Origin of the sequence: Rhodococcus sp. 4CII (genome assembly GCF_014256275.1) — a bacterium.
GTDB classification, from domain to species: domain Bacteria; phylum Actinomycetota; class Actinomycetes; order Mycobacteriales; family Mycobacteriaceae; genus Rhodococcus_F; species Rhodococcus_F wratislaviensis_A.
The window spans coordinates 6,777,496-6,801,262 of record NZ_JACCFE010000002.1; the positions used below are offsets into that span (position 1 = coordinate 6,777,496).

Sequence of the window (23,767 nt, forward strand, 5' to 3'; positions counted from 1 at the left end):
TTCCGGAAGCCACGCCGTACCGGAACGCAGCGGTTGTGAGCGTCTCAGACGTGCACGACCACCGATCCGTCGCGGATCGATGCGGTGTAGGTGCGCACGGACCCGACACCGTCGGACGCGCAGGCACCGGTGTCGAAGGAGAACGCGTACTGGTGGAGGGGGCACATCACGCCGCCGGCATCGATTTGCCCGTCGGCGAGGGGGCCGCCCCGGTGGGGGCACACCGCATCCATGGCCCGCACTGTTCCGTCCGACAACAGGAACACGGCGACCTGACGGTTCTGCACGACGTACGTCCGTCCTTCGCCCGGGGTGAGGTCGCTGACCGGCCCCACCGCGACGCCGGAGGGGTCGTCGATCAGGGCCGTCATCGGACCGGCACCTGGGGGAGCGGCAGCAGGGGGAGCGAGGGGGCGAACTGCGCCGGCGACTTCGGTGCGGTGCGTTCCATCCACGGGTCGCGGTAACCGTCCACGGCCGTCTGGATCCGTTCGTCCAATCCCGTCACGATGTCCTCCTCGTCTCGGACCAGCAGCGCCTGAAGGTGTTCGAGCCCCACCCGCGGCACGAAGTCGTAGGTGCGTTCGAGCCATTTCGCGTTCTCGCGGTAGTACTGGATGAACCGCCCGCCGAGTTCCAGTACCGCTCCCGGTGATTCGACCGTGGCCAGCAGGTCGCCCTTGCGGATGTGGGCTCCGGCGGCGCCGCCGACGTAGATCTCCCAGCGGCCGTCACCGACCGCGACCACGCCGAAGTCCTTGCACAGCGCCTCGGAACAGTTGCGTGGGCATCCGGCCACGGCGAGTTTGAGCTTCGCGGGTGTCTCCAGACCCTGGAACCGCTCCTCGAGTGCGATGCCGAGGCTCGTCGAGTCGCCGAGACCGTAGCGGCAGAAATCCGTTCCGACACAGGTCTTCACCGTGCGCATGCTCTTGCCGTACGCGAACCCGGACGGCATGTCGAGGTCGCCCCACACCCGGGGCAGATCTTCCTTCTTGATGCCGAGGAGATCGATGCGCTGCCCACCGGTCACCTTCACGAGCGGGACGGCGTACTTGTCGGCGACGTCAGCGATCTTCCGGAGCTGATCCGGCGTGGTGACGCCGCCCTTCATCTGCGGGACCACCGAGAACGTGCCGTCACGCTGAATGTTGGCGTGCACGCGGTCGTTGATGAACAGCGCGCCGCGCTCGTCCACCCACTCGGGACCCCAGACGGTGCGGAGCAGGGACGCGAGCGGCATCTTCGCGGACGCGTCCTCCTCGCCGCCGGTTGCGAGTGCGGCGAACACCTGCGACACGGCGCGGAGGTCGCGTTCCCGGATGGTCGCGACGAGTTCGGGCTTGCTCAGGGGGATGCACGGCACGTACCAGTCGGCGGACGGATCGGCCTCGAGTTCGCCGCCGGCGGCGCAGGCCACGATGTCGGCGACGAGGCCCTTGCACGAGCCACATCCCTTGCCCGCCCGGGTCTGCGCGCAGACATCGGTCAGGGTCTTGGCGCCGGAATGGACGCGGGCCACCAGATCTCCCTTGCTCACGCCGTTGCAGTTGCACACCTGCAGATCGTCGGGAAGGTCGGCGGCGCTCGCCGCGGCAGTCGGGGCCCCGACGTCGAAGAGCATGCTGATCCGCTCCTCCGGCAGCGGAACCTTGCCGTCGAACGCCTGCGTGAGGAAGCCCGCCTTGCTGATGTCACCCATCAGGGTGGCGCCGATCAGTTTGCCGTCCCGGACGACGAGACTCTTGTAAGTGCCGCTGCGGGGTTCGTAATACTGGACGAACTCGTCGTCCGCCGTCTCCGGGCCCTTGACGCCCATCGCAGCGACGTCGACACCCGCGACCTTCAGTTTGGTGGTGGTGCGCGAACCCACGTAGGCCGCTTCCGGATCGGAGCCGGTGAGGACGTCGGCGAGGATGACGGACTGTTCCCACACCGGTGCGACGAGGCCGTACGTCTCCCCACGGTGCTGTGCGCACTCGCCGACGGCGTACACGGAACCCTCGTCCTCACAGCGCATCTGGTCGTCGACGACGACGCCGCGCTCGACCACCAGTCCCGCGGCGCGCGCCAGTTCCGTGTTGGGCCGGATGCCCGCGGTGACGACGACCATGTCGGCGTCCAGGGTCGATCCGTCGACGAACGACACCCCGGTCACCAGGCCGGCCTCGTTCCGCAGCACGGCGGTGGTCCGCATCGACGTGTGGACGCCGACGCCCAGCTTCTCGATCTCGGCGCGCAGGACGCTGCCGCCGCGCTCGTCGAGCTGCTGGTTCATCAAGTGCCCGGGGGAGTGCACCACATTGACCGTGAGCCCTTGCGTGCGCAGCCCGTACGCGGCCTCGAGTCCGAGCAGTCCGCCGCCGATCACCACCGCCGACACGTCGTGGGCCTGCGCCATCTGGAGCATGCCGTTGGTGTCGGCGATGTTCCGGAATCCGAACACACCGCGGGCCAGGCGTCCGTCGTGCTCCCGCAGCCCGTCCATGTTGGGGAAGAACGTGTTGCTCCCCGTGGCGATGATCAGCACGTCGTAGTCGACGACGCGGCCGCTCTCGCACGTGACGGTCTTCGCGAACCGGTCGAGCGCGACCGCCCGGTCACCGGCGTGCAGCTTGACGCCGTTCGCGGTGTACCAGCCCACGGGGTTGAGGATGAGGTCCTCGTCGTCGACGGCCGCCTCCCCGGACAGCACGTGCGAGAGCATGATCCGGTTGTAGTTGCCGTACGGCTCGTCACCGATCATGGTGATCTCGAAACGCTCGCGTCCGCCGCGATTCAGGACCTCCTCGACGGTGCGCGCGCCGGCCATACCGTTGCCGACGACCAGCAGCTTGCTCGAACTCGGTGTGTGGGCCATGCACCGAGGCTCCGCCTCCGGAGTGTCGTAACGGCTGCGTGCACGTTACGTGGGAATCAGAAACACCTCACAGCCCTCCCGGACTCTGCGTCAGGCAGGTGGGCGGTCGCGCGGCATCAGCAGTGGGGCCAGCACGGCGAGGAGCGCGGCGGGCAGAAGGAAACCCGCGGCGGGCGACACCGCGTACACCGGGGTGAGGGTGATCGGTGCGAGCGCGTTGCCCATGAACCGCAACGCCTGCACGACCGAGACCGCGCCACCCCGGTTCGGGCCCGGCGACCCGAGCACCGCGGCATTGACCCCGACAAGGATGAACTGGCCCGCGGTTCCGGCCGCGAACCACGCTACCGCCACCACCGCGAGGAGCGACACGGTGCCGGCGGCCGCGACGAGAATCGCCCCCGCGAACGCGCCGATCAGCACGGCGGCCCGGGCCCCGATCCTGTCGATGACCCCGCCGACGAGCCGTGCGGTGAGGATCCCCGCCACACCGAATCCGGTGAGCAGCAGACCGCGCTGCGTGGGGCTCAGCCCGAACACGTCCCCGGCGCGGAACGCGACCAGGAAACTCAGTCCGCCCAGTGCGCCCCACCCCAGGAGCGCGACCATTCCAATTCTCAGGACCGGCGGGGTGAGAGCGTCGCGCAACCGCGGGCGGGCGGCACCGGTCTCGGCGGGAGCGCTGTCGGGCACACCGACCGCCCCCAGCACCGCGGCGACCAGCGCGATGACGAGGAAGGCGAGTCGCCAGTCGACCTCGGCCGCGAGTCCGCCGACGAGAGGCGCGCTCGACTGCCCCGCGGCCTGGAAAGCGCCGAAGATCCCCAGGGCGCGGCCGAGATGCTTCTGCGGCGTCGACGCGGCGAGCGCGGCCAGCAGCAGTGGCGTCGTGAAGGAGTTGGAACACCCTTGGAGCACGCGGGCGCCGAGAAAGAGCGGGAGCGTCGGCGCGAGGAAACACGCCAGCGACGACAGCAGGTAGACCCCGTAGGCGATGCGCACCGTCCGCGTCTGCCCCCACCGGGCGCCCAGCGTGCCCGACACCAGCATCAGCAATGCGAACGGCAACAGATACGCGGTCAGCGAACTTGCCGCGGCGGACGCGCTGACCCCGAGGTCGTTCCCGATCTCGGGGAGGATGGAGGCGACGACCCCGCCGCCGAACGGACCGAGGAAACCGCCGGCGTAGAGCGCCGTGCGCTGGAGCGAGGAACGAAGCGACCCGGGTGAGTTCTTCGTCACAGCCCGAAGCTGCCGGGCCCGCGCCTGCGGAGGTACCGCTCGAACTCGGCCGCGAGCGCGTCACCGTCGATCTTCGAGATGGCCTCGGAGATGTCGGTCTCGGCGTCGCCCCGCTCTTCGAGGGAGCGGACGTACTCGCCGATCTCTTCGTCGTCCGCGGTCATCTCCGTGACGGCTTCCTGCCAGTCGTCGGCCTGGGACGGCAGTTCGCCGAGGGGGACTTCCATGTCGAGGACATCCTCGACGCGCTGCAACAGCGCGACCGTCGCCTTGGGGTTAGGCGGCTGGGACACGTAGTGGGGCACGGCCGCCCAGAACGAAACCGCAGGCACACCGGCCCGGACGCACGCGTCCTGCAGCACACCGGTGATGCCGGTCGGCCCCTCGTACCGGGTCTGCTCGAGGTTGAACCGCTCGGCGGCCTCGCTGCTGTAGGCGCTGCCCGTCACCGGGACCGGCCGCGTGTGCGGGGTGTCCGCGAGCAGCGCTCCGAGGATCACCACCGTGTTGATCCGGAGTTGGTCGATCAGCTCGAGGAGGTCTTCGCAGAAGCTGCGCCAGCGCATGTTCGGTTCGATCCCGCGGAGCAGCACGACGTCGCGGGCGCTGCCGGGAGGGGAGCACACCGACAGCCGGGTGGTGGGCCACACGATCTCCCGGGTGACGCCGTCGACCTGTCGCACCGTGGGACGATTGACCTGGTAGTCGTAGTATTCCTCGGAGTCGAGCTCGGCGAGCGGCTGGGCGTCCCAGGTCAGCTCGAGATGCTCGACGGCGCCGCTCGCGGCGTCACCGGCGTCGTTCCAACCCTCGAAGGCGGCGACCAGGACAGGGTCACGAAGTACGGGCACGCCGTCGTCCGCCGCACCGGCATCCACGGTGTCGGGGGCGTCGTCGTCGCGGCCCGCAGGCGTGACAGGGAACTCACTGGAACTCACCCACCCAGCCTACGGCCAGCGTTGGTTCCCGCGCCCACTAGTCTGGACGGCATGTCTGCGCCATTTCACTCTGCCCTGCTCGATGCGTTGAACCAGCGCGTTGTCATCGGCGACGGAGCCATGGGCACCATGTTGCAGGCCGCGGATCTCACCCTCGACGACTTCCTCGGGCTCGAAGGCTGCAACGAGATCCTCAACGACACCCGCCCTGACGTGCTGAAAGACATCCACCGCGCGTACTTCGAGGCCGGGGCCGACGCAGTCGAGACCAACACGTTCGGCTGCAATCTCCCCAACCTGGCCGATTACGACATTTCGGACCGTATCCGGGAACTGGCCGAGAAGGGTACGCGGCTGGCGCGCGAGGTGGCCGACGAGATGGGTCCGGGGCGCGACGGCATGGGACGCTTCGTCCTCGGCTCGATGGGGCCCGGAACCAAGCTCCCGACGCTCGGCCACGCACCGTTCGCGACACTTCGCGACGCCTACGCCGAGGCCGCGATGGGCATGATCGACGGGGGCGCCGACGCGATCCTCGTCGAGACGTGCCAGGACCTGCTTCAGGTGAAGGCCGCCATCCTGGGCAGCCAGCGGGCGATGGAGACGCTGGGGTCGCGGCTGCCGATCATCACTCACGTCACGGTCGAGACCACCGGCACGATGCTCCTCGGTAGCGAGATCGGTGCCGCGCTGACCGCGCTGGAGCCACTCGGTATCGACATGATCGGCCTCAACTGCGCGACCGGTCCCGCCGAGATGAGCGAGCACCTCCGGCACCTGTCGAAGTACAGCTCGCTCCCGGTGTCGGTGATGCCCAACGCCGGACTGCCGCAGCTCGGACCGAACGGCGCCGAGTACCCGCTCACCGCGGAGGAGCTCGCGGAGGCGCTCAGCGGCTTCGTCACCGAGTTCGGTCTCGGTCTGGTCGGCGGCTGCTGCGGCACCACCCCGGAGCACATCCGGCAGGTGGCCGAGGCGGTACGCCTCGTGGAGAAGGCCGAGCGCTCCCCGGTGCACGAGTCGGGGACGTCCTCGCTCTACACGGCGGTGCCGTTCGAGCAGGACGCCAGCATCCTGATGATCGGTGAACGCACGAACTCCAACGGCTCCAAGGCTTTTCGTGAGGCGATGATCGCCGAGGATTACCAGAAGTGCCTCGACATCGCGAAGGACCAGACGCGCGACGGCGCGCACATGCTCGACCTGAACGTCGACTACGTCGGCCGTGACGGCGCCGCCGACATGGCCGCGCTCGCGAGCCGGTTCGCGACGGCCTCGACATTGCCGGTCATGCTCGACTCCACCGAGCCCGCGGTCCTGCAGGCCGGCCTCGAACACCTCGGCGGCCGCTGCGCCGTCAACTCCGTGAACTACGAGGACGGCGACGGTCCGGACTCGCGGTTCCAGAAGATCATGCGGCTCGTCAAGGAGCACGGCGCTGCCGTCGTCGCGCTGACCATCGACGAGGAGGGCCAGGCGCGTACGGCGGAGCACAAGGTCCGCATCGCCGAGCGCCTGCTCGAGGACATCACGGTGAACTGGGGCCTCGACGAGTCCGACGTCATCATCGACGCCCTGACGTTCCCGATCTCCACCGGTCAGGAAGAGGTCCGCCGCGACGGCATCGAGACGATCGAGGCGATCCGCGAGCTGAAGAAGCGGCATCCGCGGGTGCACTTCACCCTCGGTGTGTCCAACATCTCGTTCGGCCTGAACCCGGCGGCCCGGCAGGTCCTGAACTCGGTGTTCCTGCACGAGTGCACCGAAGCAGGCCTGGACACGGCCATCGTGCACGCGTCGAAGATCCTGCCGATGGCGCGGATCCCCGACGAACAGCGGGAAACGGCCCTCGACCTGGTCTACGACCGTCGCCGTGAGGGCTACGACCCCCTGCAGAAGCTGATGGAACTGTTCGAGGGCGTGTCCGCGGCGTCGGCGCGCGAATCCCGCGCCCAGGAGCTGGCGGCGCTTCCACTGTTCGAGCGGCTGGAACGTCGCATCGTCGACGGCGAACGCGCCGGCCTCGACGAGGACCTCACCGCGGCGATGGAGGAGAAGCCGCCGCTCGCGATCATCAACGAGACCCTGCTCTCCGGCATGAAGACCGTGGGCGAGCTCTTCGGATCTGGGCAGATGCAGCTGCCGTTCGTGCTGCAGTCGGCCGAGGTGATGAAGGCGGCCGTCGCGTACCTCGAACCGCACATGGAGGCCACCGACGAGGACGGGAAGGGCCGCATCGTCATCGCCACCGTCAAGGGCGACGTCCACGACATCGGCAAGAACCTCGTCGACATCATTCTCAGCAACAACGGCTACGACGTCGTCAACCTGGGCATCAAGCAGCCGATCGCCACGATCCTCGATGCGGCGATCGAGCAGAAGGCCGACGTCATCGGCATGTCCGGGCTGCTCGTGAAGTCGACCGTCGTGATGAAGGACAACCTGCAGGAGCTCAACGCCAAGGGTGTCGCGGAGAAGTTCCCCGTCCTCCTCGGTGGTGCCGCACTGACGCGTTCGTACGTGGAGAACGACCTGGCCGAGGTGTATGAGGGCGACGTCAGCTACGCGCGTGACGCGTTCGAGGGCCTGCATCGGATGGACGAGATCATGGCCGTCAAGCGGGGCGGCGCACCCGACCCGGACAGCCCGGAAGCGATCGCGGCCCGCGAGAAGGCGGCCGAACGCAAGGCCCGCCACGAGCGGTCCAAGCGGATCGCGGAGAAGCGCAAGGCCGCCGAGGTCCCCGTCGTGCTGCCGGAGCGGTCCGACGTGGCCACCGACATCGCGGTCCCGAGCCCGCCGTTCTGGGGCAACCGGATCGTGAAGGGCGTGTCGCTGTCGGACTACTCGGGGCTGCTCGACGAGCGTGCCCTGTTCCTCGGCCAGTGGGGTCTGCGCGGGCAGCGTTCCGGCGACGGTCCCACGTACGAGGAACTGGTGGAGACCGAGGGCCGGCCCCGGCTGCGGTACTGGCTCGACCGGCTCAGCACCGAGGGGATCCTCGCGCACGCCGCGGTGGTGTACGGGTATTTCCCCGCCGTCTCCGAGGGCGACGACGTGGTCGTGCTCACCGACCCGACGCCCGACGCGGAGGAACGGTTCCGGTTCACGTTCCCACGCCAGCACCGCGACCGGTTCCTGTGCGTCGCCGACTTCGTCCGGTCCCGCACCGAGGCGAAGGAGACCGGTCAGGTCGACGTGTTCCCGATGCAGTTGGTCACGATGGGGCAGCCGATCGCCGACTTCGCGAACGAGTTGTTCGCCGCCAACGCGTACCGCGACTACCTCGAGGTGCACGGCATCGGTGTGCAGCTGACGGAATCGCTGGCCGAGTACTGGCATCAGCGGGTCCGTGAGGAACTCGTGCTGCCCGGCGGTCACAACGTGGCCGAGCAGGACCCGTCCGAGGTGTCCGGATTCTTCGACCTCGCGTACCGCGGTGCCCGCTACTCCTTCGGGTACGGCGCGTGCCCCAACCTGGAGGACCGCGCGAAGATGGTGGCGCTGCTCGAACCCGAACGGATCGGCGTGAAACTGTCCGAGGAATTGCAGTTGCATCCCGAGCAGTCCACCGACGCCTTCGTGCTGCACCACCCGGAAGCGAAGTACTTCAATGTCTGACGGGCAGGCCGGTCTCGCAGGCGTTCTGTGGGACATGGACGGAACGCTGCTCGATTCCGAGAAGATGTGGGACGTCGCGGTCCGGGAGTTGTCGTTGCACCTCGGCGGTCCCATGACCGAGGAGACGCGGCTGAAGACGATCGGTGCGTCCAGCGCCAACGCTCTCGGCGTCATCTTCGACGCCCTCGGGCTCGACCGGGACCCGGCGTCGCTCGCCGAGGCCAAGGAGTGGATGTTCACCCGCGTCGAGGAACTGTTCGGCGACGGGATCCCGTGGCGGCCGGGCGCCCACGACGCCCTGCGGACCGTGCGGGCCCACGGCCTGCGGTCGGCGCTGGTGACCAACACCGAACGTCGGCTCACCGAGCGGGCACTCGAGACGCTCGGCCGGCATCACTTCGACCACTCGGTGTGCGGCGACGAGGTTCCGGCGGGCAAACCGCATCCGGACCCGTATCTGCGGGGTGCGGAACTGCTCGGGCTCGATCCGTCGCAATGCCTCGCCATCGAGGATTCGCCCACCGGCGCGGCGTCCGCGCAGGCCGCGGGATGCGTCGTGCTCGTCGTCCCGTGCGAGATTCCGGTGGACGACGGCCCGGGGCGGGTGTTCCGGGACAGCCTCGAGGGTCTCACCGGTTCCGACCTCGTCGACATGTGGGCGCAGCGGAGCGGTGTGCGTCTCTAGGTATCCTGATTTCCCGTGGCTGTCCCGAAAATCGTGCTGTTCTACGTGTTCACTCCGCTCGCCGACCCGGAGGCGATACGGCTGTGGCAGTACACGCTCGCCGCGGCACACGACCTCACCGGGCGGATCCTCGTCTCCGAGCACGGCATCAACGCGACCGTCGGCGGCGACATCCACGACGTCAAGCGGTACGTGAAGGGAACCCGCAGCTACGTCCCGTTCAAGAACGCCGACATCAAGTGGTCCGACGGGCTCGGGGACGACTTCCCGCGCCTGAGCGTGAAGGTCCGGTCGGAGATCGTGACGTTCGGTGCGCCGGGCGAGCTGAAGGTGGACGCGGGCGGTGTCGTCGGCGGTGGCACCCACCTGGCGCCGGACGAGGTGCACCGACTGGTCGAGGGCCGCGGCGACGACGTCGTCTTCTTCGACGGCCGCAACAGTTTCGAGGCGGAGATCGGCCGGTTCCGGGGCGCCGTCGTGCCCGACGTGTCGACCACCCGCGAGTTCGTGAACGAACTCGACAGCGGCAAGTACGACCACCTCAAGGACAAGGCGGTGGTCACCTACTGCACCGGCGGAGTGCGCTGCGAGGTCCTGTCTTCGCTGATGCGTGCGCGCGGGTTCGGGGAGGTCTACCAGATGGACGGCGGCATCGTCCGCTACGGGGAGACGTTCGGCGACACCGGTCTGTGGGAAGGCTCGCTCTACGTCTTCGACAAGCGGATGTCCGTCGAGTTCAGCGAGCGGGCGAAGACCCTGGGACGCTGCACGGAGTGCGGCGGTCCGACGTCCCGGTACGAAAATCTGCCCGACGACCGGGGCCGCGAACTCGTCCTCGTCTGCGACGGCTGCGCCGAGAACCGGACCGCCTGAGGTGGCCGGGGCGCCCCTGCCGGTCCGCAACGGGCTCGGTCCCGATCGCCTGAGAATGCCGGCCGGACTCGACACGAAGACGGTCGCCGACTTCCTGATTCAGACCTACCCGGACGAGTGCGCGCACTGGCTGTCCCTGATCGACGGCGGCGGAGTCGTCGACGAACACGGACGGGTGGTCGACCGAGGCACCCGGTATTCCCCGACCCGGTTCGTGTACTTCTACCGGGACCCGGCCCCGGAGATCCCCGTTCCGTTCGAGATCGACATCCTCCACCGCGACGACCACCTCGTGGTGATCGACAAGCCCCATTTCCTCGCCACGATTCCGCGCGGCGCGCATATCACCGAGACGGCGGTGGTGCGGCTGCGGAGGGCGCTCGACCTGCCCGACCTCACGCCGGCGCACCGGCTCGACCGGATGACGGCCGGTGTCCTGGTGTTCCTGGTGCGACGAGAGGACCGCAGGCCGTATCAGGACCTGTTCGTGTCAAAGCAGGTCACCAAGGAATACGAGGCCGTCGCCGCACACGATCCGGAGGTCGCGTTCCCGCGGACCATCCGCAGCCGCATCGTGAAGGAACACGGGATCATGACGGCGACGGAGGAACCGGGAGAACCGAACAGTGAAACCGTCGTCGACCTGATCGAGGCCCGCGACGGTCGCGGACGATACCGGCTGCTGCCGAAGACCGGCCGGACGCACCAATTGCGCCTTCACATGTCCTCGCTGGGGTTGCCGATCGAAGGCGACAACTACTACCCGGACTTCCGCCGATCCGAGCCCGGCGACTTCTCGACCCCGCTGCGCCTGCTGGCGCGGGCCATCGAGTTCACCGATCCCCGTTCCGGCGACGTCCGCCGCTTCGAGAGTCGCCGCACACTCGGGTGGTGACCGGTTCGGAGAGGTCCGCGGCGGCGTGAAACAATGGGTCCTCGTGAAGACCTTCGAATCCCTGTTCGCCGAGCTGACCGAGCGTGCCGCTACCCGCCCCGAGGGGTCCGGCACCGTTGCCGCCTTGGACGCCGGCGTCCATTCGCAGGGAAAGAAGATCCTCGAAGAGGCGGGTGAGGTGTGGATCGCCGCCGAGCACGAGAGCGACGAGGCGCTCGCCGAGGAGATCTCCCAGCTGCTGTACTGGACGCAGGTGCTGATGGTGGGTAAGGGCCTGAAACTCGAGGACGTCTACCGACATCTGTGATCGGTGATCGAGACTCCTCCACCCGCTCCCGAAAGGAACCCTCCGCCATGCTGCGCGTCGCAGTCCCGAACAAGGGCTCGCTGTCCGAGTCCGCCGCCGAAATCCTCAGTGAGGCAGGCTACCGCCGTCGCACCGACTCCCGCGACCTGACGGTCCTGGACCCGTCCAACCAAGTCGAGTTCTTCTTCCTGCGCCCCAAGGACATCGCGATCTACGTCGGATCCGGTGAACTGGATCTCGGTATCACCGGCCGCGACCTCGCCCGTGATTCGGGCGCCCCGGTCGCCGAGCGGCTGTCGCTCGGCTTCGGCCGCTCCACGTTCCGGTACGCAGCGCCCGCGGGCAAGGACTGGAAGGTCGAGGACCTCGCCGGACTCCGCATCGCCACGTCTTACCCCAACCTGGTGCGCGACGACCTGTCCGCCCGCGGAATCGAGGCCTCGGTCATCCGCCTCGACGGCGCCGTGGAGATCTCGATTCAGCTCGGCGTCGCCGATGCCATTGCCGACGTCGTCGGATCCGGCCGCACGCTGCGCCAGCACAACCTGGTCGCTTTCGGCGACACCCTGTGCGACTCCGAGGGTGTGCTCATCGAGCGGGCCGGTTCGCCCGCCGACGATTCCGCGCGCAACCAGCTCGTCGAGCGCGTGCGCGGCATCGTGTTCGCGCAGCAGAACCTGATGCTGGACTACGACTGCCCCAAGACGATCCTCGACGACGCGTTGAAGATCACCCCCGGCCTGGAATCGCCGACGTTGTCGCCGCTCGCCGACGAGAACTGGGTCGCGGTCCGCGCGATGGTGCCGATCAAGGGCCACAACGGCGTCATGGACGAACTCGCCGACCTCGGCGCCAAGGCGATCCTCGCGTCGAACATCCGGTCCTGCCGCGCGCTCTGAACCCGTTCCGCCGCACGACGATCCGCGCCCGTTCCGGTCAGGAGCGGGCGCGGACCTGTACGGTCTGGGCGATCCGGCCGACGGCGCCGGTCTCGTCGTAGAGAACCCCCGCGCACATCCCCACTCCGTCGGGGCCGATGGAGGTTTCGGAGCTGACTCCGACCCAGTCGCCTTCGGGTACCCGGAAGATGTGGACGGTGAGGTCGGTGTTGAGGAACGTCCAGTGCGCCGGGTCGAGCTTCGATCCAACTCCGTTGGCGATGTCCGCGATGGAGAACAGTCGCTCGAGCGGAGTCATGGTCTCACCGAGCACCAGCGCGGGCCGCGGCTTCGCCCACAGCTTGCCCGGGCCCGCGCATCCCATCTCGGCGATCCACCGCCAGTCGAGGGTGGTCAGGTAGCCGGAGTTCCAGCTGCCCCCGAATGCGCCGTCCCGGCCCGCGGATCGCGGTTCGAGGGGCGGGTCGACGACATGGACGGCGTCGTTGGTGTCGACGGTCTCCATGCGCCAGGCCGAGCCCCGCGCGACGGCACGGGGACGGTCGCCGACGGTCCACAGTTCCGCGACCACCAGTTCCACCCGGCGTCCCGGGCGCTGCACCCAGGATCGGACCTCGAGTTCGGCGATCGGGATGGGGCCCAGGATCTCGACCACCACCCGGGTGAGGCGTGCGTCGTCGCGTGCGGCACAGCGTTCGAGCGCCCGCACGAGCAGCGCGGACGGGGGAGCGCCGTGCTGCATCGTGTCGGCCCACACACTGATCGTCAGATCCGTGCTGTCGAACCGCTCCACGGTGACCTTCTGGTCCGAGCCCGGTGTCGGAGCACCCAGCGTTTCCGAACCGACTGGTACGTAGTAGGACTCGGAACTCATTCGACAATCTCCTCGAAACCCGGTGCGTCTTCGGCCGGCCCCTCGGGCCACCCGGGGTAGGGAGGCGGCGTTCCGCCGAACGAGGGGCATCGGGACTTATGATCACACCAGTCGCAGAGGCGACTCGGCTTGGGTCGGAAATCGCCGGTGACGCCGGCCGCGAGAATGGCCTTCCAGATTGCCGACAGCGTGCGCTCGAACCGCAGCAGTTCGTCCTCGTCGGGTGCGTAGGTGAGGACCGTCCCGGAGGCGAGGTAGAGCAGGCGCAGTTGCGCCGGGACGATGCCCCGGGTGCGCAGCAGGACCAGCGCATAGAACTTCATCTGGAACAGCGCCTTGGACTCGGACATCTCGCGGGGCGCACGACCGGTCTTGTAATCGACCACCCGGACTTCACCGGTGGGGGCGACGTCGATGCGGTCGACGAACCCGCGGAGTACCACTCCGTCGTCGAGTTCGGTCTCGACGTGCTGTTCACACGACTCGGCCTCGAACCGGGTGGGGTCTTCCAATCGGTAATAGGCCTCGACGAGGGACCGGGCCTCGTCGAGGAACGACTCGCGTTCGTCACCCGGAACCAGATCGATCAGGTCGGGGGCCTCGTCGAGGAGTCGCTCCCACGACGGGAGGACGAGGTCGACGGCGCGCGCAGGCACGCGTTCGGCCGCGGGGAGCCCGAACAGCGTTTCCAGTGCGGCGTGTACCACCGTGCCCCGCACCTGCGCCCGGGACGGAGCCTCGGGGAGCCGGTCGACGGCGCGGAAACGATAGAGGAGCGGGCACTGTTTGAAGTCGCCGGCGCGGGACGGGGACAGGGCGGGCCGCCTGCGGGTCGCCGAGGTGTCGTCGCGCTGTGACGGGGAACCCGTTACGACGGGGGCTGGCGACTCTGAGATGCTCACACCTGGCAGGGTAGGCCCCCGCTCCGACAGTCCTGTCGGGGCTGTGGTGTGGGCGCCGGACGGTGCCCGGACGAACAGGCTGAGGAGTCGGTGACGATGGTGGGACGCGAAACGCGACCGAGTGGACCGTTTCGGGTGGGCGATCGCGTCCAGTTGACGGACGCGAAGGGCCGGCACTACACGGTCAACCTGGAGGCGGGCAAGGAGTTCCACACCCACCGCGGCGGCATCCTCCACGACGACCTGATCGGCACCGACGAGGGCAGCGTGGTCAAGTCGACCAACGGCACCCCGTACCTCGCATTGCGACCGCTGCTCACCGACTACGTACTGTCGATGCCGCGCGGTGCGCAGGTCATCTACCCGAAGGACGCGGCACAGATCGTCCACGAGGGTGACGTCTTTCCCGGGGCCCGGGTGCTCGAGGCCGGCGCCGGGTCCGGAGCGTTGACGTGCTCGCTGCTCCGCGCGGTCGGGCCCGAAGGCCGGGTCATCTCGTACGAGGTGCGCGACGACCACGCCGAACACGCCGTCCGGAACGTCGAGACGTTCTTCGGGGAACGCCCGGAGAACTGGGACCTGACGATCGCCGACGTCGCCGAGTTCGACGCCGCGGCGGCGGGCGGCCGGGTCGACCGGGTGGTCCTCGACATGCTGGCCCCGTGGGACGCTCTGCCCGCGGTGTCCGAGGCCCTGGTTCCCGGTGGGGTCCTGATCGTGTACGTCGCGACCGTGACGCAGCTGTCGAAGGTGGTCGAGGCGATGCGCGAGCAGGAATGCTGGACGGAGCCGCGGTCCTGGGAATCGATCGTCCGCGGATGGCACGTCGTCGGGCTCGCGGTGCGCCCGGAGCACCGGATGCAGGGCCACACCGCGTTCCTGGTGAGCGCCAGGCGGCTCGCCGAGGGAACGGTCACTCCCAAGCCGCAGCGCCGGTCCGGCAAGGGCTGAGCCCTGACGTCGGCGGCGCCCGGGCCGCCGCCGAAGCTCGGCAAGCTAGCTGCAGCCGACGCGCGCCATGCCGAGCAGGGTGCAGGTGCTCTCGTCGGACACCTTCCACGTGCCGTCGACGTTCTCCCACGTCCACGCCGTCGGGGCGGCCGTGCCGTGCGGGCTGACGATCGCGACGTTCGCCGTCGCCGTATCGCCCTCCACCTGCACATCCGTGACCGTGAAGGACACCGGATAGTTCGCCATCGCCGCAGTCATCGCCTCCAGGTTCGGGCGGCGTTCGTCGCCGTCGACCACCACGCCGGTCTTGTCGTCGACCGGGCGGGCCGGGTCCACGAGCAGCTGGAGCGTGCGCAGCAGTTCCGCGGAGGTGGGGGCCGCGACAGCCGCTCCGGACGCGGAGGACGTGGAGGACGTGGCAGCGGACGTCGTCGCCGTGGTGCCGGACGAGTCGTCTGACGAGCAGGCCGACATCCCGAGCGCGAGGACGACCGCGCCGACGGCGACCACGGACCTACCGATGGCGGATGTGCCGTTCAGGGGCTTGCGGATTATCACGACGAACCCTTTCGTTACACAGAACAGAGAGAAAACTGCTCGACAGGTAGGTAAGGCTAACATGAGAATTTCGGTGGTCCGGGGCGTCGCGTATGCCGATTCGCAATCGGCAGAATCCGTGTCACGGCGCAGAATTCGGGCAGTGCCGGTAGCGTTGATAGATCTCATTGGGAGGAGACGCACATGAGCTCGACAGAGAACCCCGATTCGGTTGCGGCCGCACGAGAGCTCGAGGCGTTGCGCGCAGAGGCGTCGGCACTGCGCAGGCAGCTCGCGGAGTCGCCGGAACAGCTTCGTGAGATGGAATCGCGAGTGGACTCGCTGTCCATCCGGAACACCAAGCTGATGGACACCCTCAAGGAAGCCCGCCAGCAGCTCATTGCGCTTCGAGAAGAAGTCGACCGCCTCGGCCAGCCGCCGAGCGGCTACGGCGTGCTGCTCGGAGTGCACGACGATCAGACGGTGGACGTGTTCACCTCCGGTCGCAAGATGCGGTTGACCTGCTCCCCGAACGTCGACGCCGAGACCCTCAAGCTCGGCCAGACCGTGCGCCTCAACGAGGCACTCACGATCGTGGAGGCGGGCAACTTCGAGCGCGTGGGTGAGATCAGCACGCTGCGCGAGGTCCTCGACGACGGTCATCGCGCCCTCGTGGTGGGTCACGCCGACGAGGAACGAATCGTCTGGCTCGCCGAACCCCTCGCCACCGTGTTCGAGGAGAGCGAGAAGGAGACCATCGCGTACGACGCGGACTCGCCCACCCGGAAGCTGCGCCCGGGCGACTCCCTCCTCGTCGACACGAAGGCCGGCTACGCGTTCGAGCGGATCCCCAAGGCCGAGGTCGAGGATCTGGTCCTCGAAGAGGTTCCCGACGTCCACTACGACGACATCGGTGGTCTCGGCAGGCAGATCGAGCAGATCCGCGACGCCGTCGAGTTGCCGTTCCTCCACAAGGACCTGTTCCACGAATACGAGCTCCGCCCGCCCAAGGGTGTGCTGCTCTACGGCCCGCCCGGATGCGGCAAGACGCTGATCGCCAAGGCGGTCGCCAACTCGCTCGCGAAGAAGATCGCGGAGGCGCGGGGGCAGGACAGCAAGGAAGCCAAGTCCTACTTCCTCAACATCAAGGGCCCCGAGCTGCTGAACAAGTTCGTCGGCGAGACCGAGCGGCACATCCGGCTCATCTTCCAGCGGGCTCGGGAGAAGGCGTCCGAGGGCACCCCGGTGATCGTGTTCTTCGACGAGATGGACTCGATCTTCCGTACTCGTGGGTCGGGTGTCTCCTCCGACGTCGAGACGACAGTCGTGCCGCAGCTGCTCAGTGAGATCGACGGTGTCGAGGGACTCGAGAACGTCATCGTGATCGGCGCATCCAACCGCGAGGACATGATCGACCCCGCCATCCTGCGTCCGGGACGCCTCGACGTGAAGATCAAGATCGAACGCCCCGACGCCGAGTCGGCGCAGGACATCTTCTCGAAGTACCTCGTCGAGACGCTGCCGGTGCACAGCGACGACCTCGCGGAGTTCGGCGGCGACCGCACCGCGTGCATCCGGGTGATGATCGAACGGGTCGTCGACCGCATGTACGCCGAGAGCGAGGAGAACCGCTTCCTCGAGGTCACGTACGCCAACGGCGACAAGGAAGTCCTCTACTTCAAGGACTTCAACTCGGGGGCGATGATCCAGAACATCGTCGACCGCGCCAAGAAGTACGCGATCAAGTCGGTGCTCGACACCGGTGCCCCGGGCCTGCGGGTCCAGCACCTGTTCGACTCCATCGTCGACGAGTTCTCCGAGAACGAGGATCTGCCGAACACCACCAATCCCGACGACTGGGCCCGGATCTCGGGCAAGAAGGGTGAGCGGATCGTCTACATCCGCACGCTGGTCACCGGTAAGAACGCGAGCGCGAGCCGCGCCATCGACACCGAATCCAACACGGGCCAGTACCTGTAGGCCGCTCACTGCCACCTGCGCGGCGGGACTCGAATCGAGTTCCCGCCGTGCAGGTCAGCCGTCGCGCCGGTGGTCCAGGGCGATGAGGTAGTCCTCCAGGAGAGCCCGGGTGTCCGGGACGAACGGCCACTGCGGGTCACGCAGATGTGCGACCAGTTCGTGGGGCGTCCACCACCAGCCGGCCGCGATCTCGCTGGCCTGGTGCACCACCGGCCCGTCCCAGCGCGTCTCGTAGGCGTACAGGTGGCAGCGGAGCCGCAGTCCGTGCCACCGTCCGTCCCACGCCACCTGCGCGATGGGGGTGAGCGCGACTCCGGCGATGCCGAGTTCTTCCGCCAGTTCGCGGGTCGCGGCCTCCTCCGCGGTCTCCCCGGGATCGACCACCCCGCCCGCGAGGCAGTCGTGCTGTCCGGCGAACACGGTCTTCGTGTCCGAGCGTCTGTGCACGTAGAGCCGCCGGCCGTCACCGGAGCGGACCAGGACCCCGGCGCTGGCGTGCCACAACCCCTCGGCGTAGACCCGGGAACGCTCGGCGGTACCGGCCGGTCGGCCCGCGCTGTCGAACACCGCCACCACTTCGTCCGCGCCGGGCGGGGTGTTCGGGACGGAATCCATGCGTCGATCCTGCCAGTACCCCGTCGGGGGCCGGTACCGTCGTGGGTGGTTGCTCGTTCCGGTGCCGAAGGGGTCCGAGATCATGGCGTTGCCGCGTTCGATCGCCCGGTTCAACCGGGTGGTCACCAATCAGGTGAGCCGTCACGTCGCGACGATCCTGCCGGGCTTCGCCGTCGTCGAGCACCGGGGCCGGAAGTCGGGCACGGCGTATCGCACACCCGTCAACGTGTTCGTCGTGGACGGCCGCTACCGGTTCGCGCTCACGTACGGCGCCCGGAGTGACTGGGTGCGCAACGTGGTGGCGGCGGGCGGGTGCACCATCGAGACGCGCCGACGCACCATCACCCTGACCGACCCGAGAATCGTCACCGACAGCACCCATGCCTGGGCTCCCACCGGGGTCCGAACGGTGCTCGGGGCGATCACAGCGGATCAGTACCTGGAGTGTTCGCCGGCCTGACCGCGCGACGCGAACGGCTCGCGCGGCAGGAGTGTGCCGCCGGGCGAGGGGACTGATCGCATAGGCTCGGCAGCATGCAGCGGATCATCGGTGTCGAAGTCGAGTATGGAATCTCCTCACCCAGCGAGCCTTCGGCCAATCCGATCTTGACGTCCACCCAGGCGGTGCTGGCCTACGCGGCCGCCGCGGGGGTGCCGCGTGCCAAGCGCACCCGATGGGACTACGAGGTGGAATCCCCGCTGCGCGATGCCCGTGGGTTCGACCTCGGCCGGCTGAGCGGCCCGGCGCCGGTGATCGACGCCGACGAGGTCGGCGCGGCCAACATGATCCTCACCAACGGCGCCCGTCTGTACGTCGATCACGCGCACCCCGAATACTCCGCCCCCGAGGTCACCGACCCCCTCGACGCCGTCATCTGGGACAAGGCCGGTGAACGCGTGATGGAGGCCGCCGCCCGGCACGCGTCGAGCGTTCCCGGTGCCCCACGACTGCAGCTGTACAAGAACAACGTGGACGGCAAGGGCGCGTCGTACGGCACCCACGAGAACTACCTGATGTCGCGGGCGACGCCGTTCTCCGCGGTGATCAACGGCCTGACGCCGTTCTTCGCGTCCCGTCAGGTGATCTGCGGGTCGGGTCGCGTCGGAATCGGGCAGTCCGGCGACGAGGCCGGCTTCCAGCTGTCCCAGCGCGCCGACTACATCGAGGTCGAGGTCGGGCTCGAGACCACGCTCAAGCGCGGCATCATCAATACCCGCGACGAACCCCACGCCGACGCCGACAAGTACCGACGCCTCCACGTCATCATCGGCGACGCGAACCTCGCCGAGATGTCGACGTATCTGAAGGTCGGGACCACGGCGATGGTCCTCGATCTGATCGAGGCCGGTGTCGACCTCACCGACCTGCAACTGGCCCGGCCGGTGACGGCCGTGCACCACATCAGCCACGATCCGACGCTGCGCGCCACGGTCGCGCTGGCCGACGGCCGGGAATTGACCGGGCTTGCGTTGCAGCGGATCTACCTGGATCGCGTCGACAAGTTCATGTCCGCGGAGGGCAACGACGACCCCCGCGTGGCCGACCTGCTGGAAAAGTGGGCGATGGTGCTCGACCTTCTCGAGCGCGACCCGATGGAATGCGCCCACCTGCTGGACTGGCCGGCCAAGCTGCGCCTGCTCGAGGGGTTCCGGAACAGGGAGGGGCTCAACTGGTCCGCGCCGCGGCTGCATCTCGTCGACCTGCAGTACTCGGACGTCCGTCTCGACAAGGGGCTCTACAACCGGCTCGTTGCGCGCGGGTCGATGGAGCGCCTCGTCTCCGAGCAGCAGGTGCTGGACGCGGTCGACACCCCGCCCACCGACACCCGCGCCTACTTCCGCGGCGAGTGCCTGCGCAAGTTCGGCGCAGACATCGCGGCGGCGAGCTGGGATTCGGTGATCTTCGATCTCGGGGGCGACTCCCTGGTGCGGATTCCCACGCTCGAGCCTCTGCGCGGCAGCAAGGCGCACGTAGGGGAGCTGCTGGAGTCGGTGGCGACGGCGAAAGAACTCGTCGACGAGCTCACGAACTGACCGAGCGACCGCTTCCGGACGGATCTGCGCCGGAACTCGCCGTCGCGTCGGCACACGTGCGGCGGCGTCGCTCGGTAGGGTGAAGGTCCGAGCGGATGATGTAGTCAGACTGCTTGGCACGACAGGACGCTCGGAAGAAGAGCTCCCTTCACAGAAGGAGGTCGGCGGCGATGGCGCAAGAGCAGACCAAACGAACTGGTGGCGGCGACGAGGACGACACCCCCGGTGGTGACGGTGCCGCTGGTCAGGAACGTCGCGAAAAGCTGGCCGAGGACACCGACGACCTGCTCGACGAGATCGACGACGTGCTCGAGGAGAACGCCGAGGACTTCGTCCGGGCCTATGTCCAGAAGGGCGGCCAGTGACGGCGGATCGACCGGCATTGCGGACGGGCGACGGTGACACGAGGCTCAGTTTCGGATCGAATCTGAGCTCGTTCACCGAGTTTCTGCGCGGTCACGCACCAGAATTGCTGCCGGAGAATCGGATCGGCCATCGTTCGCACTCGACACGGGGTGGTGACGGGATGGACAGCGGTGATCTCGCACCGCACGGAACGACGATCGTGGCGCTCACCTACAAGGGTGGCGTTCTGCTCGCCGGCGACCGGCGTGCGACCCAGGGCAACCTGATCGCGAGCCGGGACGTCGAGAAGGTGTACGTCACCGACGAGTATTCGGCGGCCGGTATCGCCGGCACCGCGGGCATCGCGATCGAACTGGTTCGCCTGTTCGCCGTCGAACTCGAGCACTACGAGAAGATCGAGGGCGTCCCCCTGACCTTCGACGGCAAGGCCAACCGGCTGGCGTCGATGGTGCGGGGCAACCTCGGCGCGGCGATGCAGGGTCTCGCGGTGGTTCCGTTGCTCGTCGGCTACGACCTCGACGCGGACGACGAGGCCCGCGCGGGCCGCATCGTCTCGTACGATGTCGTGGGCGGCCGGTACGAGGAACGCGCTGGATACCACGCGGTCGGTTCGGGATCGCTGTTCGCGAAGTCGGCACTGAAGAAGATCTACTCGCCGGACAGCGACGAGGAGACCGCCCTGCGGGCGGCCGTCGAATCGCTGTACGACGCAGCAGACGACGATTCGGCCACCGGTGGACCCGATCTCACCCGGGGTATCTACCCGACCGCGGTCACCATCACCCAGGCCGGCGCTGTAGTCGTGCCCGAGGAGACGACGTCCGAGTTGGCTCGGCGGATCGTCACCGAGCGCACCGAAGAAGGGGGGTCCGCGCGATGACCATGCCGTATTACGCCTCCGCCGAGCAGATCATGCGGGACCGCTCCGAGTTGGCGCGCAAGGGGATTGCCCGGGGACGCAGCGTCGTGGTGCTCACGTTCCGCGACGGTGTCCTGTTCGTCGCCGAGAATCCGTCCACGGCGCTGCACAAGGTGAGCGAACTGTACGACCGGCTCGGCTTCGCGGCCGTCGGCAAGTACAACGAGTTCGAGAACCTGCGGCGCGCCGGAATCGTCCACGCCGACATGCGCGGCTACTCCTACGATCGCCGCGACGTCACGGGCCGGTCCCTGGCCAACGCGTACGCGCAAACCCTCGGCACGATCTTCACCGAGCAACCCAAGCCGTACGAGGTGGAGATCTGTGTTGCCGAGGTCGGGCGCGTGGGCAGCCCGAAGCCGCCCCAGCTGTACCGCATCACCTACGACGGGTCCATCGTCGACGAGCAGCATTTCGTCGTGATGGGCGGCACGACCGAGCCGATCGCGACCGCCATGCGCGAGTCGTACCGGGCCGACCTCGATCTCGAGTCGGCGGTCGGTGTCGCCGTCAACGCGTTGCGTCAAGGGGGTGCCGGGGAAGGCGAGAAGCGGAACGTCGACGTGGCCAGCCTCGAGGTGGCCGTGCTCGATCAGTCCCGGCCTCGCCGGGCGTTCCGGAGAATCGCCGGCGCCGCGCTCGAGCAGTTGGTTCCTGCGGCCCCGGCGGCCGCCTCCGAGCCCCCTGCGGATTCGAAGGCGGCGCCCGAGGCGAAGCCGACCATCGGTGCCGAGGCGAAGCCGACCGGCGGTGCCGAGGCGAAGCCGACCGACTCTCAGGACTGAGGTCGGTACACCGCGATCGCCTCGGGCACCGTCCGGAAGTCGAAGCGGCGGGCGTCGGCCACCACTTCGCCGTCGGTGGCGAGGGCGACCGGCGCGCCGTTCACCCGGACGGTGACCCGGGGGACCAATGCGTGCACGTACACCCGACTGCTTCCGAGTGTCCCGGTCGCGGCCGCGAACAGGAGCCGCGGCCGGGATGCCCGGCGGTCCGCCCGCACGTACCGGACGTCGAGCAGCCCACCGGTGATGGCCGGGCGCGACATCGGAACCTGATCGGACGGCGAATACCGACCGTTCCCGACGAACAACATCCAGACCTGCACGGGCCGCCCGTCGATGGTGACGGCGAGCGGAGTTGCCGCGGAGAGAATCCGGATCATCGCCGCACTTGCTGCCGGCCACTTCCCGTAACGGGGTTGCCACTTCTCCCGCAGTCGCACCGCGTCGGGGTATCCACCGAGGCTGGCGGTGTTGAGGAACGGCGCGGATTCCGACACATCGGTGTGGACCACCGCCTGGTCGACGAGAACCGCTTGCCCGGTCTCGACGGCGGTTGCCGTGCCGGAGATGTCGGTGACGCCGACGTCCCGGGCGAAGTGGTTGAGCGTTCCGCCCGGGAACACTGCCAGCGGTAACCGGTGACGCGCGGCCGCCGCGGCGACGGCGACCACGGTCCCGTCTCCACCACACACGCCGAGGGCTCGCGGCTGCGTGTCGGCCACCCAGGCGTCGAGTTGCTCGGCGAAATCGCGGTCCGTGTCCAAGGTACGCACGTCGGCCTTGGGGAGAGCAGTCGCGATCTCCTCGCGGGGGTCGACGCCGTCCGGCCCCGATTCCGGGTTGACCAGGACGAGCAGGTCCTCACCGCCGGGCAGTGCGGGCGCGTCGACGGACGGTCCCAGCTCCGCTGGTTCCTCCGGGCGCACCGCCCACCACCGGCGGGTACCGGCCGCGACGGCCCCACCGAGGGCGAGTCCGGCGAGCACGTCCGACGGCCAGTGCACACCGTTGTGCACCCGGGAGTAGGCGACCGCAGCGGCGAGGGGCGCCACGACGGCCGCGGCCGCGGGCGATTCCAGGGCGACGCCGGTGGTGAACGCGGCCGCCGACGCCGAGTGTCCCGACGGGAAGGACGAGGACCGGGGAATCTCCACCCCGCGCAGCACGTTCGCCCAGACCCGCGGGGGTGGTCGCCGCCGCGGAAACACCGGTTTGAGGATGCCGTTGGCGAGGCCGCTCGCCAGCCCCAGTGACAGCAGGCCTCGCACACCGCCCCTGCGGGCACGCCCGCCGACCAGTCCCAGTACGGCCGCCACGGACCACCACAGAATGCCCTTGTCGGCGGCCCGGCTGAGGAAGCGCATCAACCGGTCGACGTGGGACGGGTTCAGATTCGCGCTGCGGTCGAACAGGATCTCGTCTGCCCGGTGGATGCGGCGTAGATGTGGGTTCACCACCTCAGCGTATGCGTGGTGCGTTGCCGA

General features: G+C 68.5%; 22 protein-coding genes. 13 read left to right on the top strand and 9 right to left on the bottom strand.

The window, feature by feature from the left end:
• Positions 1-44 precede the first annotated feature (44 nt).
• From H0B43_RS32260 to H0B43_RS32275, 4 genes are all read right to left on the bottom strand, one after another.
• Entirely contained in the window at positions 45-371 is a 327-nt protein-coding gene (locus H0B43_RS32260) for a Rieske 2Fe-2S domain-containing protein (protein ID WP_185724228.1), read from the bottom strand.
• Complete coding sequence (gene nirB / locus H0B43_RS32265; RefSeq protein ID WP_185724227.1) at positions 368-2,860, bottom strand: nitrite reductase large subunit NirB; 2,493 nt, start codon at positions 2,858-2,860, stop codon at positions 368-370. Before nirB ends, H0B43_RS32260 begins: the two co-directional genes overlap by 4 nt.
• Before the next feature lie 90 nt (positions 2,861-2,950).
• Complete coding sequence (locus H0B43_RS32270; RefSeq protein WP_185724226.1) at positions 2,951-4,102, bottom strand: MFS transporter; 1,152 nt, start codon at positions 4,100-4,102, stop codon at positions 2,951-2,953.
• A complete protein-coding gene (locus H0B43_RS32275) occupies positions 4,099-5,040 on the bottom strand; it encodes a PAC2 family protein (protein WP_185724225.1) in 942 nt (313 codons plus the stop codon). Before H0B43_RS32275 ends, H0B43_RS32270 begins: the two co-directional genes overlap by 4 nt.
• A 51-nt stretch (positions 5,041-5,091) precedes the next feature.
• Between H0B43_RS32275 and metH the strand changes: the two genes are divergently transcribed.
• Genes metH through hisG form a run of 6 tightly spaced genes read left to right on the top strand, consistent with a single transcriptional unit; the run spans position 5,092 to position 12,320 of the window.
• Positions 5,092-8,661 carry a methionine synthase gene (metH, locus tag H0B43_RS32280; protein WP_185724224.1) on the top strand — a complete coding sequence of 1,190 codons (3,570 nt, stop codon included), beginning with the start codon at positions 5,092-5,094 and terminating at the stop codon, positions 8,659-8,661.
• A complete protein-coding gene (locus H0B43_RS32285) occupies positions 8,654-9,346 on the top strand; it encodes an HAD family phosphatase (RefSeq protein WP_185724223.1) in 693 nt (230 codons plus the stop codon). The genes metH and H0B43_RS32285 overlap by 8 nt, the downstream gene beginning before the upstream one ends.
• 15 nt (positions 9,347-9,361) lie before the next feature.
• A complete protein-coding gene (locus H0B43_RS32290; protein WP_185724222.1) occupies positions 9,362-10,219 on the top strand; it encodes a rhodanese-related sulfurtransferase in 858 nt (285 codons plus the stop codon).
• A 1-nt stretch (position 10,220) separates the two neighbouring features.
• Positions 10,221-11,114 (top strand): pseudouridine synthase, encoded by an 894-nt coding sequence (locus tag H0B43_RS32295; protein WP_185724221.1) that lies wholly within the window; start codon positions 10,221-10,223, stop codon positions 11,112-11,114.
• 25 nt (positions 11,115-11,139) lie between these two features.
• Complete coding sequence (locus H0B43_RS32300) at positions 11,140-11,421, top strand: phosphoribosyl-ATP diphosphatase (RefSeq protein ID WP_009473527.1); 282 nt, start codon at positions 11,140-11,142, stop codon at positions 11,419-11,421.
• Between the two features lie 47 nt (positions 11,422-11,468).
• Positions 11,469-12,320: an ATP phosphoribosyltransferase gene (gene hisG, locus H0B43_RS32305; protein ID WP_012687844.1), complete on the top strand. Its 852-nt coding sequence runs from the start codon at positions 11,469-11,471 to the stop codon at positions 12,318-12,320.
• Between the two features lie 37 nt (positions 12,321-12,357).
• Here hisG and H0B43_RS32310 read toward each other — a convergent pair whose 3' ends face one another.
• Positions 12,358-13,194 (bottom strand): thioesterase family protein, encoded by an 837-nt coding sequence (locus tag H0B43_RS32310; RefSeq protein WP_185724220.1) that lies wholly within the window; start codon positions 13,192-13,194, stop codon positions 12,358-12,360.
• Positions 13,191-14,096, bottom strand: a complete 906-nt coding sequence (locus tag H0B43_RS32315; RefSeq protein ID WP_185724219.1) for a RecB family exonuclease — start codon at positions 14,094-14,096, stop codon at positions 13,191-13,193. Before H0B43_RS32315 ends, H0B43_RS32310 begins: the two co-directional genes overlap by 4 nt.
• Before the next feature lie 96 nt (positions 14,097-14,192).
• Here H0B43_RS32315 and H0B43_RS32320 point away from each other — a divergent pair, with 96 nt between their 5' ends.
• On the top strand, positions 14,193-15,047 hold the full coding sequence (locus tag H0B43_RS32320) for a tRNA (adenine-N1)-methyltransferase (RefSeq protein ID WP_185724218.1): 855 nt from the start codon (positions 14,193-14,195) through the stop codon (positions 15,045-15,047).
• Positions 15,048-15,092: 45 nt separating this feature from the next.
• Here H0B43_RS32320 and H0B43_RS32325 read toward each other — a convergent pair whose 3' ends face one another.
• Complete coding sequence (locus H0B43_RS32325) at positions 15,093-15,605, bottom strand: hypothetical protein (protein WP_185724217.1); 513 nt, start codon at positions 15,603-15,605, stop codon at positions 15,093-15,095.
• A 183-nt stretch (positions 15,606-15,788) separates the two neighbouring features.
• On the opposite strand from H0B43_RS32325, the gene arc reads away from it, so the two are divergent.
• Positions 15,789-17,564 (top strand): proteasome ATPase, encoded by a 1,776-nt coding sequence (gene arc / locus H0B43_RS32330; RefSeq protein WP_185724216.1) that lies wholly within the window; start codon positions 15,789-15,791, stop codon positions 17,562-17,564.
• 54 nt (positions 17,565-17,618) lie between these two features.
• Here arc and H0B43_RS32335 read toward each other — a convergent pair whose 3' ends face one another.
• Complete coding sequence (locus tag H0B43_RS32335) at positions 17,619-18,179, bottom strand: NUDIX domain-containing protein (protein ID WP_185724215.1); 561 nt, start codon at positions 18,177-18,179, stop codon at positions 17,619-17,621.
• A gap of 82 nt (positions 18,180-18,261) precedes the next feature.
• On the opposite strand from H0B43_RS32335, the gene H0B43_RS32340 reads away from it, so the two are divergent.
• From H0B43_RS32340 to prcA, 5 genes are all read left to right on the top strand, one after another.
• A complete protein-coding gene (locus H0B43_RS32340; protein WP_185724214.1) occupies positions 18,262-18,639 on the top strand; it encodes a nitroreductase family deazaflavin-dependent oxidoreductase in 378 nt (125 codons plus the stop codon).
• A gap of 74 nt (positions 18,640-18,713) precedes the next feature.
• Complete coding sequence (gene dop / locus H0B43_RS32345) at positions 18,714-20,213, top strand: depupylase/deamidase Dop (protein ID WP_185724213.1); 1,500 nt, start codon at positions 18,714-18,716, stop codon at positions 20,211-20,213.
• Positions 20,214-20,383: 170 nt separating this feature from the next.
• Positions 20,384-20,578, top strand: coding sequence for a ubiquitin-like protein Pup (locus H0B43_RS32350; protein WP_005242990.1), 195 nt, complete (start codon positions 20,384-20,386; stop codon positions 20,576-20,578).
• Complete coding sequence (gene prcB / locus H0B43_RS32355; RefSeq protein WP_185724212.1) at positions 20,575-21,459, top strand: proteasome subunit beta; 885 nt, start codon at positions 20,575-20,577, stop codon at positions 21,457-21,459. Before H0B43_RS32350 ends, prcB begins: the two co-directional genes overlap by 4 nt.
• Positions 21,456-22,283 carry a proteasome subunit alpha gene (prcA, locus tag H0B43_RS32360; RefSeq protein WP_185724211.1) on the top strand — a complete coding sequence of 276 codons (828 nt, stop codon included), beginning with the start codon at positions 21,456-21,458 and terminating at the stop codon, positions 22,281-22,283. The genes prcB and prcA overlap by 4 nt, the downstream gene beginning before the upstream one ends.
• On the opposite strand, the gene H0B43_RS32365 is transcribed toward prcA, so the two are convergent.
• Positions 22,274-23,740 carry a phosphatase PAP2 family protein gene (locus H0B43_RS32365; protein WP_185724210.1) on the bottom strand — a complete coding sequence of 489 codons (1,467 nt, stop codon included), beginning with the start codon at positions 23,738-23,740 and terminating at the stop codon, positions 22,274-22,276. The genes prcA and H0B43_RS32365 overlap by 10 nt on opposite strands.
• Between the last annotated feature and the right edge of the window lie 27 nt (positions 23,741-23,767).